The sequence below is a fragment of the Nocardia sp. NPDC059240 genome (genome assembly GCF_042753865.1).
Taxonomy (GTDB): Bacteria; Actinomycetota; Actinomycetes; order Mycobacteriales; family Mycobacteriaceae; genus Nocardia.
Map to the genome: position 1 here is coordinate 60,993 of NZ_JBHZAC010000004.1, position 14,718 is coordinate 75,710.

Consider the following 14,718-nt stretch of genomic DNA (forward strand, 5'->3'; position numbering starts at 1 on the left):
AGTCGGCTTTGCGTCTTCGTCTGCGGCAGGAAAAGCCCGGGGACAGAATGGATTCGGATACCGCGCAGACGCGGCGGGGTGGCGTCGGCATGGGTGGAATCCTGCGCGCGCGAACCATCCGAGGGCAGCTGTCCCGAATCCTCGCGTTCGCCTTGACCTTGGTCATCGTTCTGCTCGCGGCCACCGTCGATCGCGCCTTCACCGACTATCGCGAGGCCGACAACACCACGCGCGCAGTGTCACTCGCGCTGAATGTGCAGGACCTGACCGACCAGCTGCAGCGCGAGCTCGGACTCAGCAACGGTCTGCTCGGCGGCGACGGCGCGCTGGCGCAGCCGTTGCTGGCGCAGCGTCACAGTGTCGATTCGACGCTCGGCACGGTCAAGGCCGCCGCCGACTCGAACGCGCCGGGCGCGGATCAGGTGCGCGCGGCGCTGGGGCAGCTGAACCTGCTGTCCAACACCCGGACCCAGATCGATACCCGCCGCATCAGCCGGCCGGTGGTGCTGCAGTTCTACAACGACGCCGTCGGCAAGCTCAACCGCTTGACCCTCGGCCTCGACCAGGCCAACGACCCGGAGCTGCAGCGCGGCCTGCAGGCCTTCTACGCGCTCGGCGCGGCCAAGGAACAGTTCGACAAGGAGCGCGGCTTCCTCAACGGTGTGTTCGTGATCGGCCACTTCTCCGGCGGCGAGTACGGGCAGTTCACCGAGATCCGCGCCGCCAAACAGGCCGCGCTGCAATCCTTCTCGCGCTACTCCGACAAGGACCGGCAGGCCGATCTGGACGAGGCGATGCGCGGCGACGCCGCCACCGCCGCCGACCAGGCCGAGAGTGTCGCACTCGCCTCCGGTGACGGCCCACTGGTGCGCCCGGTGGATCCGGCGAACTGGTGGCTGCGCATGACCGGCGTCATCGACGCGCAGCGCACCGTGCAGAAGGCGGTCGGCAATGCCATTCAGGCGCGCGCGGATTCGCTGCGCGGCAGCGCCGAGACCCAGCTGATCGCCTTCCTGGTGGGCGCGGCGATCGCCATCATCGCCATGATCGCGCTGGTGCTGGCCTCGGTGCGGGCGCTGGTGCGCCCGCTGGCCGCGCTGGCGAACGAGGCCGACGAGGTGGCCTCGCACCGGCTGCCCGAGGTCATCGACGCGTGGTCGCAGGCCGCCGACACCCACCCGGACGCCCCGCCACCGGTGCGGACGCCGGCGGGGGCGAGCACCGAGATCGCGGCCGTGGCAGACGCTTTGGACCGCGTGCAGACCACCGCCTTCGAACTCGCCTCGCAGCAGGCGCTGGTGCGGCACAACACCACCGAGTCCATGGGCAACCTGGCGCGGCGCAATCAGAACCTGGTGCACCGGCAGCTCGCGCTGATCAGCGAGTTCGAGCGCGAGGAGCTCGACCCGCAGGGCCTGGCCAACCTGTTCGAGCTCGATCATCTGGCGACCCGCATGCGCCGTAATGCCGAGAGCCTGCTGGTGCTGGTCGGTGAGAGCAGCCCGCGCCGGTTGTCGCGGCCGATCGCCCTGGTCAACGTGATTCGCGCGGGCATGTCCGAGGTGGACGACTACCGTCGCGTGGTGCTGCGCCGGGTCGAGGACGTGATGATCGCCGGGTCGGTGGCCAGCGAGCTGTCGCACATGATCGCCGAATTGATCGAGAACGGGCTGGCCTTCTCGCCGCCCGATCTGGAGGTCGAGGTGTACGGCCGCCGGGGACCGCAGGGGTATCTGCTGGCCGTGGTCGATCACGGCGTCGGCATGTCGGCCGAGCAGCTCGAACGCTCGAACGCCAAACTGCGCGGGGAAGAGGACTTCATCGTCGCGCCGACGCGCTACCTGGGGCACTACGTGGTCGGCCGCCTCGCGCAACGGCTCGGCGTCCAGGTGGAGCTGAACACCTCGCCGGTCAGCGGAATCGTCGCGCGGCTGACGCTGCCCGCGGAAATGCTTGCCGCGAACCAGGATCAGCATCCCGAGACGGTGCAGGCGCTGATCACCGGCACCATGGTGGCCCCGGTGTGGGGCGCGGATTCGGAGTCCACCCCGGCCGCCGCGGTGGAGCCGCCACGCGCGTCCGCCGCGCCGACTCCGGCGCTCACCACGAGCTACGCCTCCGCCGCGCCCGCGCTGCACGCTCCCCAACCGGAGATCGTGGCCCAGCCGCAGTACACCACCCAGTCGCACCCCGTGACCCAGCCGCAGTACACCACCCGGTCGCACCCGGTGACTCAGCCGGAGGTTGCGCCCCCGGCGCAATTCGCGCGCCCGGCGGAAGTGGCGGCCACGCCGACGGTCGCATCCCTGCCGCGGGTGCCGGCCGGATCGGACGCCGCGGGCCCCGCCACCGGCGCCGCGCCTGTCGTGCGCACTACCCGCAATGGACTTGTCAAGCGAGACAAGCGATCTCGCACCGAGACCCCCGGACCGCAGTCCTACCCCGAGACCGGGCGCACCCAGCGCCCGGAATCCGGCGCGGCGGCGGACCGGTCCCCCGAGGAAACCCGGACCATGCTGTCGTCCTTCCGCGCCGGTCACGAGCGCGGCGCCACGATCGCCCCGTCCGTGCCGAACGCAGAGGAGAACTGGTGAGCACCCAGCTGCCGAGCGCCACCCCGCACACCTTCAACTGGATGCTGGCGAATTTCGTGCGAGACACCGCGGGGGTGCGGGACACCGTCGCGGTGTCCTCGGACGGACTGCTCATCGCGATGTCCGACGGTCTGGATCGGGCGGGCGCGGATCGGCTCGCCGCCATGGTGTCCGGGCTCGCCAGCATTTCGCGCAGCGCCTCGCGCAGTTACTCCTTCGACGGCCTGAAGCTGATCATGATCGAGATGAAGCGCGGCTTCCTGCTCGTCTCGACCATGGGCACCGGCAGCTTCCTCGGCGTGATCGCCGACGGCAATTGCGATGTGGGCCTGGTCGGCTACGAGATCTCCGTGCTGGCCGAGCGCGCCGGTTCGCTGCTGGACCCGGCGTTGATCTCCCAGCTGCGAGAGAACATGCGCCGATGAGACCTTCCGACTTCACCGCCGGCGCGGATCCCGACGACGCGCACAACGATTTCGTGCGTCCGTTCGTCGTCACCGGTGGCCGCACCACGCCCGTGATCGACGGGCTGCGCATCGAAACCCTGGTGCAGGCACCGCCGTCGGCGCTGTCGGCCCCCTTGCAGCTCGAGCAGCGCGCGGTCGTGCAGCTGTGTCAGCGGCCCTGCTCGATCGCGGAAATCGGCGCCCTGCTGCATATTCCGGTCGGCCTGGCCAAGGTGATCGTGAGTGATCTCGCCGCCGCCGGGTTCCTCGCCGTGCGCGAGGCTCCCGAGTTGTCCTTCGCTGCGATCGAGAGGATCAGGGATCTTGTTCGGGCACTCTGACACCCGCGCCGTACCCGCTGCTCCGCAGTCCGCCCCGATCCTGCCGTCGTCGGTGAAGATCGTGGTCAGCGGCGGATTCGGCGTCGGCAAAACGACTTTCATCGGCGCCATCTCCGAGATCGAGCCGCTGGCGACCGAGGCCGCCATGACCGAGGCCTCGGTGAACATCGACGATCCCGGCCGTCGCGACCAGAAGACGCAGACCACGGTGGCGCTGGACTTCGGCCGCATCACCCTGGACCGCTCGCTGATCCTGTACCTGTTCGGCACCCCCGGTCAGGACCGGTTCGTCTTCCTGTGGGACGACCTGGTCGACGGCGCGCTCGGCGCGGTGCTGGTGGTCGACACCAGCCGGATCGACGACTGCTTCCCGGTGCTGGACTACTTCGAGGACCGCAACACCCCGTTCGTGGTGGTGGTCAACCGTTTCGAGAACGAGACGCAATTCGATCTCGACGAGGTGCGCGAGGCGCTGGAACTCGACGACGGCATTCCGCTGCTGGACTGCGATGCGCGAGACCGGGAATCGGTGAAGAACGTCCTCGTGGCACTGCTGGAGCAGGTGCTTTTCCACTTCGTCACGGTGTGAAGGAGACTCGCCCGTTGTTCACCACCCGTCCCACCCTGCAGGGCACCTTCGGCATGGTGTCGAGCACCCACTGGCTGGCCTCGGCGACCGCGATGGCGGTGCTCGAGAGCGGGGGCAATGCCTTCGACGCCGCCGTCGCGGCGGGCTTCGTGCTGCATGTGGTGGAGCCGCACCTCAACGGTCCCGCCGGTGAGGTGCCGATCATCCTCGCGCCGGCGGGCCGCGCGCCGCAGGTGCTGTGCGGTCAGGGGCCCGCGCCCGCGGGCGCGACGATCGAGCACTACCGGGGACTGGGACTGGAGCTGGTACCGGGCACCGGTCCGCTGGCCGCGGCGGTACCCGGTGCGTTCGACGCCTGGATGCTGCTGCTGCGTGATCACGGCACCAAGCGGCTGTCCGAGATCCTTTCCTACGCCATCGGTTACGCCGAGCACGGGCATCCCGTGGTCGAGAATGTCGGGCGGACCGTCGCGGAGGTCGCGGAGCTTTTCGAGTCCGAATGGACCTCCTCGGCGGCGCTGTACCTGACCGGTGGCCGCCCGCCCGCGCCGGGCACGCTGCTGCGTAATCCGGCGCTGGCCGCGACCTGGCGGCGCGTGCTCGCCGAGGCCGAGGCGGCCGGGGCGGACCGCGAGACGCAGATCGAGGCGGCGCGTCGGGTGTGGCGGGAAGGCTTCATCGCCGAGGCGCTGGCGGCTGCCGCCGCACGACCCGCCATGGACACCTCCGGCGCACGTCACGCGGGCACGCTCGACGGTGGCGATCTCGCGAAATTCGAGGCCACGTACGAGGATCCGGCGACCTACACCTGGAACGGGTGGACCATCGCCAAGCCCGGGCTGTGGAGTCAGGGACCGGCGTTCCTGCAGCAGCTGGCGCTGCTGTCGGAGCTACCGGAGTACGGCACCGCCGAGTACTACCACGTGCTCATCGAGGGCTCGAAGCTCGCCATGGCCGATCGCGAAGCCTGGTACGGCGACAATCCGCAGGTCTCGCTCGAGGCGCTGCTGTCGCCGGAGTACAACGCGCAACGCCGGACATTGATCGGGCCGCACGCGTCGGCGGAGCTGCGTCCGGGCAGCCCGCAGGGGCAGACGCCGCGACTGAGCGCGTACGCGTCGAATTCCGTTGCCGTGGTGCCGAGTTCGCTCGGCGCGGGCGAGCCGACCGTGGGCTCCAGCGGTGCGACCAAGGGCGACACCTGTCACCTCGATGTCGTGGACCGCTGGGGCAATATGGTCGCCGCCACGCCCAGCGGCGGCTGGTTGCAGTCCAATCCCGTGGTGCCGGAACTAGGATTCCCGCTCGGCACCCGATTGCAGATGGCCTGGCTGGAGCCGGATCTGCCGAATTCCCTGACCCCGGGCCGTCGTCCGCGCACCACCTTGAGCCCGTCGCTGGCGCTGCGGGACGGGGTCGCCGTCATGGCGTTCGGCACGCCCGGCGGCGATCAGCAGGATCAGTGGAGTCCGCACTTCCTGCTCGCGGTGGCCCTGCGCGAGCAGGTGCGTGGCGGCCTCGATCTGCAGGGTGCGATCGACGCGCCGAACTGGCATCAGGAGAGCTTCCCCGGCTCGTTCTATCCGCGAACCATGAATCCCGGTGCGGTGGTGGTGGAATCGCGGATCGGCACCGACGTGATCGGCGAGCTCGAACGCCGCGGACACCGGGTGACGGTCGGCGGGGCCTGGTCGGAAGGCCGGTTGTGCGCGGTGGCGCGCGATCCGGAGACCGGGCTGCTGTCGGCCGGTGCGAATCCGCGCGGCATGCAGGGTTACGCCGCCGGTCGATGATCGAACATCTCATGAGAATGACCTTCCCTTTTCGTCCTCGGATCTCGAAGTAGGTTGTCGCCCATGCTCGTTCGCCTCTCCAAGCTGCTGGGGCTCACCGCGGTGGCCGTCGTGCTGGCCTCCTGCGCGTCGCCCCATGAATCCACTCGAAACGGTACGCACGCCGACGATTTCGGCACCCCCGTGGGAACGCAATCGGTGAAGTCCGGTGGCGATCTCGTCATGGGCCTGTCGTCCGAACCCGACCGGCTGGACCCGACCACGTCCAGTTCGCTGTTCACCCGGTACGTGATGAGCTCGATCTGCGAGAAGCTCTACGACAACGATTCGGCCGGAAACCTGGTGCCACAGTTGGCGACCGCGCTGCCGACCGTCTCACCGGACGGACTGACGGTCACCATTCCGGTGCGCACGGGCATCAAGTTCGCCGACGGCACCGCCTTCGACGCCGCCGCCGTGCAGACCAGCCTGCAGCGGCACCTCACCGCGAAGACCTCGCAGCGCACCAGCGAGATGGGCCCGATCGCCGCGATCGACGCCAATGGCCCCGGTGAGGTGGTGCTGCACTTCAAGACGCCGTTCGCGCCCATCACCGCCGCGCTCGCCGACCGGGCGGGCATGATCATGTCCCCGGCCGAACTCGCCAAGGCCGGAGACAATTTCGGCGACAGTCCGGTCTGCGTGGGTCCGTTCAAGTTCGCGAAGCGGGTGCCGCAGACCTCGATCGTGGTCGAGCGCGATCCGAACTACTACGACGCCGCGCACGTGCACTTCGACTCCATCACCTACCGGATCATGGTGGACGCCAATATCCGTGCGGCGAACCTGCGTTCGGGCGATATCCAGGTCGCGGACTACATCTCACCGCAGGACGTCGACGAGCTGTCCAAGAATGCGCAGTTGCGCCTGCTGCAGACGCGCTCGCTCGGCTACATGGGTCTCTACCTGAACGTCGGAAATGTGGACGGCGCGGGTAAGCCGGCCAAGCCGATCGACACCCCGCTGGCCAAGGATCCCCGTGTCCGCCAGGCGCTCTCGCTGAGCATCGACCGCAATGCGATGGTCAATACCGTGTTCAACGGCTGGTACGAGGGCACCTGCTCGCCGATCGTGCCGGGCAGCGCCTTCGCCACGCCCGCTGGAACCGACTGTGCCGCTTATGATCCGGCGCGCTCCAAGCAGTTGCTCACCGAAGCGGGTGTGCAGATGCCGTACCACGTGAAGTTGCAGGTGCAGAACAGCCAGGACCGCATGCGGTACGCGCAGGCGCTGCAGGCCGAGATTGCCGAGGGCGGTTTCGCACTCGATATCGTCCCGACCGAGTACGCCACGCTGCTCGACGCGCAGAAGAGCGGTGCCTACGAGGCGATCCTGCTGGGCTGGTCGGGTCGCCTGGACCCGGACGGCACCATCTCGCGGTTCGTGACCACCGGATCCAGCGGTAACTACAGCGGTTACAGCTCGCCGCAGGTGGATGACCTGCTCGGGCAGGCTGCCCGCACAGGCGACACCGCCAAGCGCGCGGACCTGTATGCGCAAGCGGTGCAAATCATCCAGAAGGACAACCCCTACCTCTACACCTACCGTGAGCGGCTGCTGACCATGCACACCACCAAGGTGACCGGCATCGAGATGTACCCGGACGGTGTGGTGCGCCTGGGCAAGGCCGCGTTCCTCGCAGGCAACGGCTGAGATGCGTCACCGTCTGCTCCGCTTCCTCACGCTCGGCGTCGTAGCCCTCGCGGTGGCCTCCTGCTCGCACGCGCAGCAGGCGGCCGAGATCACCACGCACGCCGATGATTACGGCACGCCCGTGGGTGATCAGAAGATCCGCGAGGGCGGTGACCTGGTGATGGGCCTGTCCAACGATCCCGACAAGCTGGACCCGACCACCTCCAGCTCGCTGTACATGCGCTACGTCATGAGCACCATCTGCGAGAAGCTCTACGACAACGACTCCTCCGGAAACCTGGTGCCGCAGCTGGCGACGGACCTGCCCAAGTTCTCCGAGGACGGTCTGACGGTGACGATTCCGGTGCGCACCGGCATCAAGTTCGCCGACGGCACCGCGTTCAACCCGGCCGCGGTGGAGACCAGCCTGAAACGGCACCTCACCATGGAGGGGTCGCAGCGCACCGGTGAGATGGGTCCGATCACCAGCATCGACACCGACGGCGACTCCCAGGTGGTGATCCACTACAGCACGCCGTTCGCGCCGATCACCGCCGCGCTCGCCGACCGCGCCGGAATGATCATGTCGCCCGCCGCCTTGAAGGAGCAGGGCAAGGACTTCGGTGATCATCCGGTGTGCGTGGGCCCGTTCAAGTTCGCGCAGCGGGTGGCGCAGACCTCCATCACCGTCGAGCGCGATCCGAACTACTACGACGCGCAGAACGTGCACTTCGACTCCATCACCTACCGCATCATGGCCGACGCCAAGTCGCGTGCGGCCGCGCTGCGCTCCGGTGACATCCAGGCCGCCGACACCATGTCGCCGACCGATGTCGACGTGCTGAACACGGATCCGCGTCTGCACCTGCTGGTTTCGGGGTCCTTCGGTTTCCAGGGCTTCTACCTCAACACCGGCAATGTGGACGGCGCGGGTAAGCCGGTGAAGCCGATCGATACTCCGCTGGCCAAGGATGCCCGTGTGCGGCAGGCCATTTCGCTGAGCATCGATCGACAGGGCCTGGTGGACAAGGTTTTCAAGGGCTGGTACGAGCCCGCGTGCACGCCGATCGCGCCGCGCACCTCGTATGCGACGCAGGCCGACACCTCCTGCCCGGTGTACGACCCGACGCGGGCGCGCAAACTGCTCGCCGACGCGGGCGTGCAGCTGCCGTATCCGATCACCATGCAGGTGATGAATGTCGCCGACCAACTCCAGTACGCGCAGGAACTGCAAACCCAGCTCGCCGCGGGCGGTTTCGATCTGCGGATCGTGCCGACCGAGTACTCGGCGATGCTGGCGGCGCAGAAGAACGGCAGCTACGAGGCGCTGCTGCTGGGCTGGTCGGGGCGACTCGACCCGGACGGCAATATCTCCCGCTTCCTCACCACCGGATCCAGCGGCAACTACAGCGGCTACAGCTCCCCCGCGCTGGACGACGTGCTGGCCTGGGCCGCGCACACCACCAGCCCGGGCCGCCGCGGCGCGCTCTACGAGCAGGCGACGCGCTTCATCCAGCGCGAGAACCCGTACATCTACACCTACCGATTGCGGAACCTGACCGTGCACTCCACCCGGGTGACCGGCATCGAGGTGTACGCCGACGGCACCGTGCGGCTCGGCAAGGCCGCGTTCGTGGCGGATCGGAACGGCTGAGAACCCATGGTGCGGTATGTATTCCAGCGGCTGTGGCAATCCGCCCTGACGCTGCTGCTGGTCTCGATGGTGGTGTTCGCGGGGGTGCGGGCGCTACCCGGCGATCCGGCCACCGTGATGGCCGGTGAACAGGCCGACCCGGCCGCCATCGCCGCGGTGCGCGCCGAGCTCGGGCTCGATCGCGCGCTGCCGGTGCAGTATCTGGAATTCGTGAAGCACGCGGCGACCGGCGACCTCGGGCGGTCCATCCGCACCGGCACCCCGGTACGGCACCTGATCGGCGCGACCCTGCCGGTCACCCTGCAATTGGCGTTGTACGCCATGGTGATCGCGGTGCTGCTCGGGGTGACCGGCGGCGTGATCGCGGCGGTGTACCGGGGGCGCTGGCCGGAGTGGCTGGTCAACGGAATCTCGCTGGTCGGGTTGTCGGTGCCCACCTTCTGGCTGGGGCTGCTCGCCGTGCTCTATCTCGCGGTGGGGCTGGGCTTGTTCCCGGCCTCGGGATACGTGTCGCCGTTCGAGCATCCGCTGCGCGGGCTCTACTACCTCACGCTGCCTGCGGTGATCCTGGGCGTCACTCACGCGGCCGCGTTGCAGCGGCAGACCAGATCCTCGATGGTCGAGACGCTGTCGGCCGACTTCGTGCGGACCGCAAGAGCCAAGGGCCTCGGTCCGGGCGCGGTGATCCTGCGATATGCGTTGCGCAACAGCCTGATCGTCGTCACCACGGTGATCGGGCTGCAGCTCGGGCTGCTGATCGCCGGCACGGTGGTCACCGAACGCATCTTCGGGCTGCCCGGCATCGGGAAGCTGACCCTGGACTCGGTCTTCACCCGTGACTACCCGGTGATCCAGGCGGTCGTGCTGGTGGTGGCCACGTCCTACATCGTGATCAACCTGCTGGTCGACGTGCTGTACACGGTGATCGACCCGCGGGTGCGAGTGTCCGGGAGGGCGCAGTGACGGTATCGGAGAACGAACCGCTCGCCCCGGACACCGCACCGCCGGGACCCACCGCCGCCGTCCGCGCTCGGGTACTGCGGCGGGTGTGGGCCAACCCGTTGGGCAAGGTCGGCGTGGTGCTGCTGCTGATCGTCATCACGGCAGGCGTTTTCGCGCCGGTGCTCGCCCCGCACCCGCCCGCCGAGGTGCACTTCTCCATGCCGTTCCAGAATCCCGGCACGGTCGGATTCGCCTTGGGCACCGACGATCTGGGCCGCGACATCCTCTCCCGCGTGCTCTACGGCACCCGGGCCTCGCTCGCGGTGGGCGCGCTGGCGGTGCTGTGCGCGGTGGGCGTCGGGGTGCCGATGGGCCTGCTGGCCGGGTACTGGCGGTGGCTGGACACGGTGCTGTCGCGGGTGACGGATGTGCTGTTGGCCTTCCCGTTCGTGATGATCGCGGTCGGGCTGACCGCGATCTACGGTGGCGGTCTCACCCAGGCCGCGATCGCGCTGGGCATCGCGCAGGTGCCGGTGATGATGCGGGTGGTGCGCGCGGAGACGTTGCGGCTCAAGGAAACCGACTTCGTGAGCGCGGCGCGTGCCATGCACGCCGGACCGGTGCGCATTCTCGGTGAGCACATCCTGCCCAACGCGCTCGCGCCGATCATCGTGCAGGCCACCGTGATCATGCCGACCGCGGTGCTCGGCGAGGCGATCCTGTCGTTCCTCGGGCTCGGCATCAAACCGCCCGCACCCAGCCTGGGCATCATGCTGTCGGACGCGCAACAGTATCTGATGCGCACGGCGTGGCCGGGCATCTTCCCGGGCGTCGCGCTGCTGCTGATCTGCCTGGGCTTCAACCTGTTCGGCGACGCGCTGCGCGACGCCCTCGATCCGAAGACGAGCCGCTGAAGGAGCTGCAATGACCGAATCGCTGGTGGAGATCAGCGATCTGCGGGTGGCCTTCGGCGAGGTGACCGCGCTGCACGGCGTGGACCTGGTGATCGCACCCGGGGAACGGATCGCACTGGTCGGGGCCTCGGGCTCCGGGAAATCGACACTCGCGCAGGCGATCATCGGACTGCTGCCCGGGGCCGGGCAGGTGCGCGGCGGCAGCATCCGTTGGCGCGGCGAGGATCTCGCGCACGCGTCGGAGAAGCGGTTGCGCGAGCTGCGCGGCCGCGAGATCGGTTTCGTGCCACAGGATCCGATGTCCAACCTGAACCCGGTCACCCGGGTCGGGCAGCAGGTCGCGGAAACCCTGGTGGCGCACGGCCTTTACCCGCGCCGGGCGGCCGCGACGCGGGCGATCGAGCTGCTGGAGGAGGCCGGACTGCCGGATCCGGCGCGGCGGGCACGGCAGTATCCGCACGAACTCTCCGGCGGTATGCGCCAGCGCGTGCTGATCGCCATCGGCCTGTCGTGCCGGCCCGACCTGCTGATCGCCGACGAGCCGACCTCCGCGCTGGATGTGACCGTGCAGCGCCAGATCCTCGATCACCTGGACAAACTCACCCGGGAACTGGGCACGACCCTGCTGCTGGTGACCCACGATCTGGGACTGGCCGCCGAGCGGGCCGACCGGGTGCTGGTGATGTCCGACGGCCGGATCGTCGAATCGGGGCCCGCCCAGGAGGTGCTGACCGACCCGCGAGAGGAGTACACGCGGCGACTGGTGGCCGCCGCGCCCGCGCGGATCGTGGCGCTGCCGACCCTGACCGAGACCGCCACTGTCATCAAGGATTCCGAGACGCAAGCCGCCGATCACGCTCCGGTGCTGGAGGTTTCGCATCTCGCCAAGGAGTACCGCGGCCGCGGCCGCGGCGGGAATCTGCGGGCCGTCGACGACGTGTCGTTCACCATCGGCCGCGGCCGGACCACCGCCATCGTCGGCGAATCCGGTTCGGGCAAAACCACTACGGCCCGCATGGTGCTGGGCCTGATCCCCGCCACCTCCGGCACCGTGCGATTGGACGGAGCCGAGGTGATGGGCCTGCGCGGTGCCCGGCTGCGGGTGGCGCGGCGGGCCATGCAGCCCGTGTTCCAGGACCCCTATTCCTCACTCGACCCGATGTGGACGGTCGAACGTCTCATCGCCGAACCGTTGCGCGCCTTCGGAACCCACGACCGGTCCGCCCGCCGGACCCGCGTCGCCGAACTCCTCGACCAGGTCGCGCTCCCCGCCACCGTGACCGACCGCTACCCCCACGAACTGTCCGGCGGCCAGCGCCAACGCGTCGCCATCGCCCGCGCCCTCGCCATCGAACCGCGCCTGGTGGTCTGCGACGAACCCGTCTCGGCCCTGGATGTCCTTGTCCAGAAACAGATCCTGACCCTCCTGTCCTCCCTGCAGGAACGCCTCGGCATCAGCTACCTGTTCATCTCCCACGACCTGGCGGTAGTCCACGCCCTGGCCCACGATGTGATCGTGATGCGCAACGGCAAGGTCGTCGAACAGGGCCCCGCCGCGCGGGTTCTCACCGCCCCGGCCGATCCCTACACCCAAGGCCTGTTGGATGCGATCCCCGGCACGGGCATCGACAGCGCTTCGGTGATCAGCTAGCCGACCTGCCACTCCGCGCCCTCGGGCCAGTCGGTACCGGCCGGTGGCTGCGGGTCGTACTGGATGCCACGGCGCACCCAGCGGGCCCGCTCGTCACCGGCGAGGCGTTGCACCAGGTACAGGGCCATGTCGGTACCGGCGGAGACCCCCGACGAGGTGATGATGTCCCCGGCATCGACATAACGGGCGTCGCGGCGGACCTCGATGCTCGGATCCAGGTCGGCCAGCACATCCAGCGAGCGCCAGTGGGTGGTGGCCGGGCGATCCTGCAACAGGCCGGCCGCGGCGAGCACCAGCGCGCCGGTGCAGACGCTGGTGATCAGCGGCACCCGATCGCGTTGCGCGCGAACCCAATCCAGGATCAGGTCATCCTTCACCATCGGGCGAGTGCCCTGTCCACCCGGGAATACAAGAACATCCATGGCGGGCGCGGAGTCGAACGAGTGGTCCGGTGTCACTTTCAGGCCCTTCGCGCACTCCACGATCGACCCGGTCGGCGAGAGGGTGAACACCTCCCAGCCGTCCTCGGGAAGCATGCGGGTCCAGAAGGCCAGTACCTCCCACGGGCCCGCGAAGTCGAGTTCCTCGACTCCGTCGAACAACAGCATCCCGATCCTGCGCACGGTTTCGGTCATGCTCCGATGATTCCACCCGGCAACGTTTCACTGTCATACCGGGCCCACCTGGCGCATGTGAGAAGTCACAAGTTCGCCGGAAGGGCATTACTGTGCTTCACAGGAGGAGATCAACCGGCCGCTCTAATTTGCGGCATGAGTTAGCGTTTCAGGTCCCGGACGGGGCACAACCCGGGGGTTGAAGGGAGTCACGGATGTCCGTGGAAATTCCGACCCGGACGGGACTCACGGTCTCGGGTAGCCCGATATCCTCACCACTCAAGGATGTGCGCGGGATCGCGCAGCACATGGTCGGGCACTTCGTCGAGACGGTCGCCCCGTGCGGGACGCTGCCCGGCGACGCGATTCACGGCGACGTCACCGCCATCACCCGCATGTGCCTGGAACTGGCCGTCGGCATGCTGGACGGGCGCGATATCCCGCAGCAGACCAAACGATTGGAGGAGGCCGCCGCGCAATGGGCGCGCGAGGGCATTCCCATCGACACCATTCATCACGCCATCCACGAGGGCTTCAAGATCGGGTCCGAACTGGTGATGGCCAATGCCATGTCGCGGCACATCCGCCACGAGGGCGAGGACGGCGACGCCACCCTGGTGATCGCCGCCGCCGATATGGACAACATCATGGGCGGGGCCAAGCTCGTGGTGGAACTGCTGGACCGGATGACCTCCGCGGTGGCCATGGCCTACGTGCGGGAACTCCGCGCCGTGGTGAGCGAACACCACACCGCCGTACACACCCTCACCTCCGCGCTGCTGGGCGGGCACAGCACCTCCACCATGGCCCGGGAATGCGGCATCGAGATCGCCGAGCGGTATCACGTACTGGCGCTGGCGATTCCGGACCATCCCGAGGAGCACTCCCCCACCGTGGACGGCGCGGTGGTGGCGCGACGCAAGCTGCGGCGGGTACAGGCCGAGCTGGCCACCCGGTATCCGGACGCGGTGCTGTCGCTGCTGAGCGTGGACGGCGGCACGCTGCTGGTGCCGTGCACCGCGCTGGACGACGAACAGCTCGACGAACTGGTCGAACAGCTCTCGCGGGCCGCCCGGGTGCCGATCACCGCGACCCTGGTCTCCGCTGTGCCGCAACAGATTCCGAACGCGTCCGAGCAGGCCCACGAACTCCTCGACATCGTGCACCGACTACGGCTGGTGCGCGGACTGTTCCGGTTCGACGAACTGGCACTGGAGTATCAGCTGACCCGGCCGGGTCCGGGACGCGATCACCTCGGGTCGCTGCTGGATCCGCTCGACGAGCACACCGAACTGCTCGAGACCCTGCAATCGCACATCAGCAACAACCTCAACCGGCAGCGCACGGCCCGAATGCTGCACGTGCACACCAATACCGTGGACTACCGGCTCAAGCGGATCGGACAGCTGACCGGCTTCGATCCCGCGCAGGCGTCGGGGCTGTGGTACCTGCGGTCCGCGCTGGTGGCGCGGACCTATCAGGCCGGGTGATCGAAAGTGGGACGCCGCC

Annotated in this window: 12 protein-coding genes; 11 read left to right on the plus strand and 1 reads right to left on the minus strand. The window is 68.6% G+C overall.

Translation table 11 applies throughout. The features are described 5' to 3' along the window. Positions 1 to 47 precede the first annotated feature (47 nt). The 10 genes from ACFXHA_RS14845 to ACFXHA_RS14890 all read left to right on the plus strand — a co-directional run bounded on the left by ACFXHA_RS14845 (position 48) and on the right by ACFXHA_RS14890 (position 12,595). Positions 48 to 2,594, plus strand: a complete 2,547-nt coding sequence (locus tag ACFXHA_RS14845) for a nitrate- and nitrite sensing domain-containing protein (protein WP_379356835.1) — start codon at positions 48 to 50, stop codon at positions 2,592 to 2,594. Next, the gene (locus ACFXHA_RS14850) at positions 2,591 to 3,019 is read left to right on the plus strand and encodes a roadblock/LC7 domain-containing protein (RefSeq protein WP_379356837.1); all 429 of its coding nucleotides are present in this window, start codon (positions 2,591 to 2,593) and stop codon (positions 3,017 to 3,019) included. The genes ACFXHA_RS14845 and ACFXHA_RS14850 overlap by 4 nt, the downstream gene beginning before the upstream one ends. After that, positions 3,016 to 3,381: a DUF742 domain-containing protein gene (locus tag ACFXHA_RS14855; protein ID WP_379356839.1), complete on the plus strand. Its 366-nt coding sequence runs from the start codon at positions 3,016 to 3,018 to the stop codon at positions 3,379 to 3,381. The genes ACFXHA_RS14850 and ACFXHA_RS14855 overlap by 4 nt, the downstream gene beginning before the upstream one ends. 61 nt (positions 3,382 to 3,442) lie before the next feature. Further along, positions 3,443 to 3,970 carry an ATP/GTP-binding protein gene (locus ACFXHA_RS14860; RefSeq protein WP_379358256.1) on the plus strand — a complete coding sequence of 176 codons (528 nt, stop codon included), beginning with the start codon at positions 3,443 to 3,445 and terminating at the stop codon, positions 3,968 to 3,970. A gap of 14 nt (positions 3,971 to 3,984) precedes the next feature. Continuing rightward, on the plus strand, positions 3,985 to 5,763 hold the full coding sequence (locus ACFXHA_RS14865) for a gamma-glutamyltransferase family protein (protein WP_379356841.1): 1,779 nt from the start codon (positions 3,985 to 3,987) through the stop codon (positions 5,761 to 5,763). Between the two features lie 63 nt (positions 5,764 to 5,826). Next, positions 5,827 to 7,455: an ABC transporter substrate-binding protein gene (locus ACFXHA_RS14870; protein ID WP_379356843.1), complete on the plus strand. Its 1,629-nt coding sequence runs from the start codon at positions 5,827 to 5,829 to the stop codon at positions 7,453 to 7,455. A 1-nt stretch (position 7,456) separates the two neighbouring features. Beyond that, on the plus strand, positions 7,457 to 9,088 hold the full coding sequence (locus ACFXHA_RS14875) for an ABC transporter substrate-binding protein (protein ID WP_379356845.1): 1,632 nt from the start codon (positions 7,457 to 7,459) through the stop codon (positions 9,086 to 9,088). Between the two features lie 6 nt (positions 9,089 to 9,094). After that, positions 9,095 to 10,051, plus strand: a complete 957-nt coding sequence (locus ACFXHA_RS14880; RefSeq protein WP_379356847.1) for an ABC transporter permease — start codon at positions 9,095 to 9,097, stop codon at positions 10,049 to 10,051. Continuing rightward, positions 10,048 to 10,944 (plus strand): ABC transporter permease, encoded by an 897-nt coding sequence (locus ACFXHA_RS14885; protein ID WP_379356849.1) that lies wholly within the window; start codon positions 10,048 to 10,050, stop codon positions 10,942 to 10,944. The genes ACFXHA_RS14880 and ACFXHA_RS14885 overlap by 4 nt, the downstream gene beginning before the upstream one ends. Positions 10,945 to 10,954: 10 nt before the next feature. Next, the gene (locus ACFXHA_RS14890) at positions 10,955 to 12,595 is read left to right on the plus strand and encodes an ABC transporter ATP-binding protein (RefSeq protein WP_379356851.1); all 1,641 of its coding nucleotides are present in this window, start codon (positions 10,955 to 10,957) and stop codon (positions 12,593 to 12,595) included. On the opposite strand, the gene ACFXHA_RS14895 is transcribed toward ACFXHA_RS14890, so the two are convergent. After that, positions 12,592 to 13,230 (minus strand): DJ-1/PfpI family protein, encoded by a 639-nt coding sequence (locus ACFXHA_RS14895; protein WP_379356853.1) that lies wholly within the window; start codon positions 13,228 to 13,230, stop codon positions 12,592 to 12,594. The genes ACFXHA_RS14890 and ACFXHA_RS14895 overlap by 4 nt on opposite strands. Before the next feature lie 194 nt (positions 13,231 to 13,424). Here ACFXHA_RS14895 and ACFXHA_RS14900 point away from each other — a divergent pair, with 194 nt between their 5' ends. After that, positions 13,425 to 14,699, plus strand: coding sequence for a PucR family transcriptional regulator (locus ACFXHA_RS14900; RefSeq protein WP_379356855.1), 1,275 nt, complete (start codon positions 13,425 to 13,427; stop codon positions 14,697 to 14,699). The last annotated feature ends 19 nt before the right edge of the window (positions 14,700 to 14,718 follow it).

Coding starts and splice junctions, on each gene's coding strand:
- ACFXHA_RS14890 (WP_379356851.1), top strand. CDS start 10,955: ATGACCGAATCGCTGGTGGAGATCAGCGATCTGCGGGTGGCCTTCGGC.
- ACFXHA_RS14855 (WP_379356839.1), top strand. CDS start 3,016: ATGAGACCTTCCGACTTCACCGCCGGCGCGGATCCCGACGACGCGCAC.
- ACFXHA_RS14845 (WP_379356835.1), top strand. CDS start 48: ATGGATTCGGATACCGCGCAGACGCGGCGGGGTGGCGTCGGCATGGGT.
- ACFXHA_RS14895 (WP_379356853.1), bottom strand. CDS start 13,230: ATGACCGAAACCGTGCGCAGGATCGGGATGCTGTTGTTCGACGGAGTC.
- ACFXHA_RS14870 (WP_379356843.1), top strand. CDS start 5,827: ATGCTCGTTCGCCTCTCCAAGCTGCTGGGGCTCACCGCGGTGGCCGTC.
- ACFXHA_RS14900 (WP_379356855.1), top strand. CDS start 13,425: ATGTCCGTGGAAATTCCGACCCGGACGGGACTCACGGTCTCGGGTAGC.
- ACFXHA_RS14880 (WP_379356847.1), top strand. CDS start 9,095: ATGGTGCGGTATGTATTCCAGCGGCTGTGGCAATCCGCCCTGACGCTG.
- ACFXHA_RS14875 (WP_379356845.1), top strand. CDS start 7,457: ATGCGTCACCGTCTGCTCCGCTTCCTCACGCTCGGCGTCGTAGCCCTC.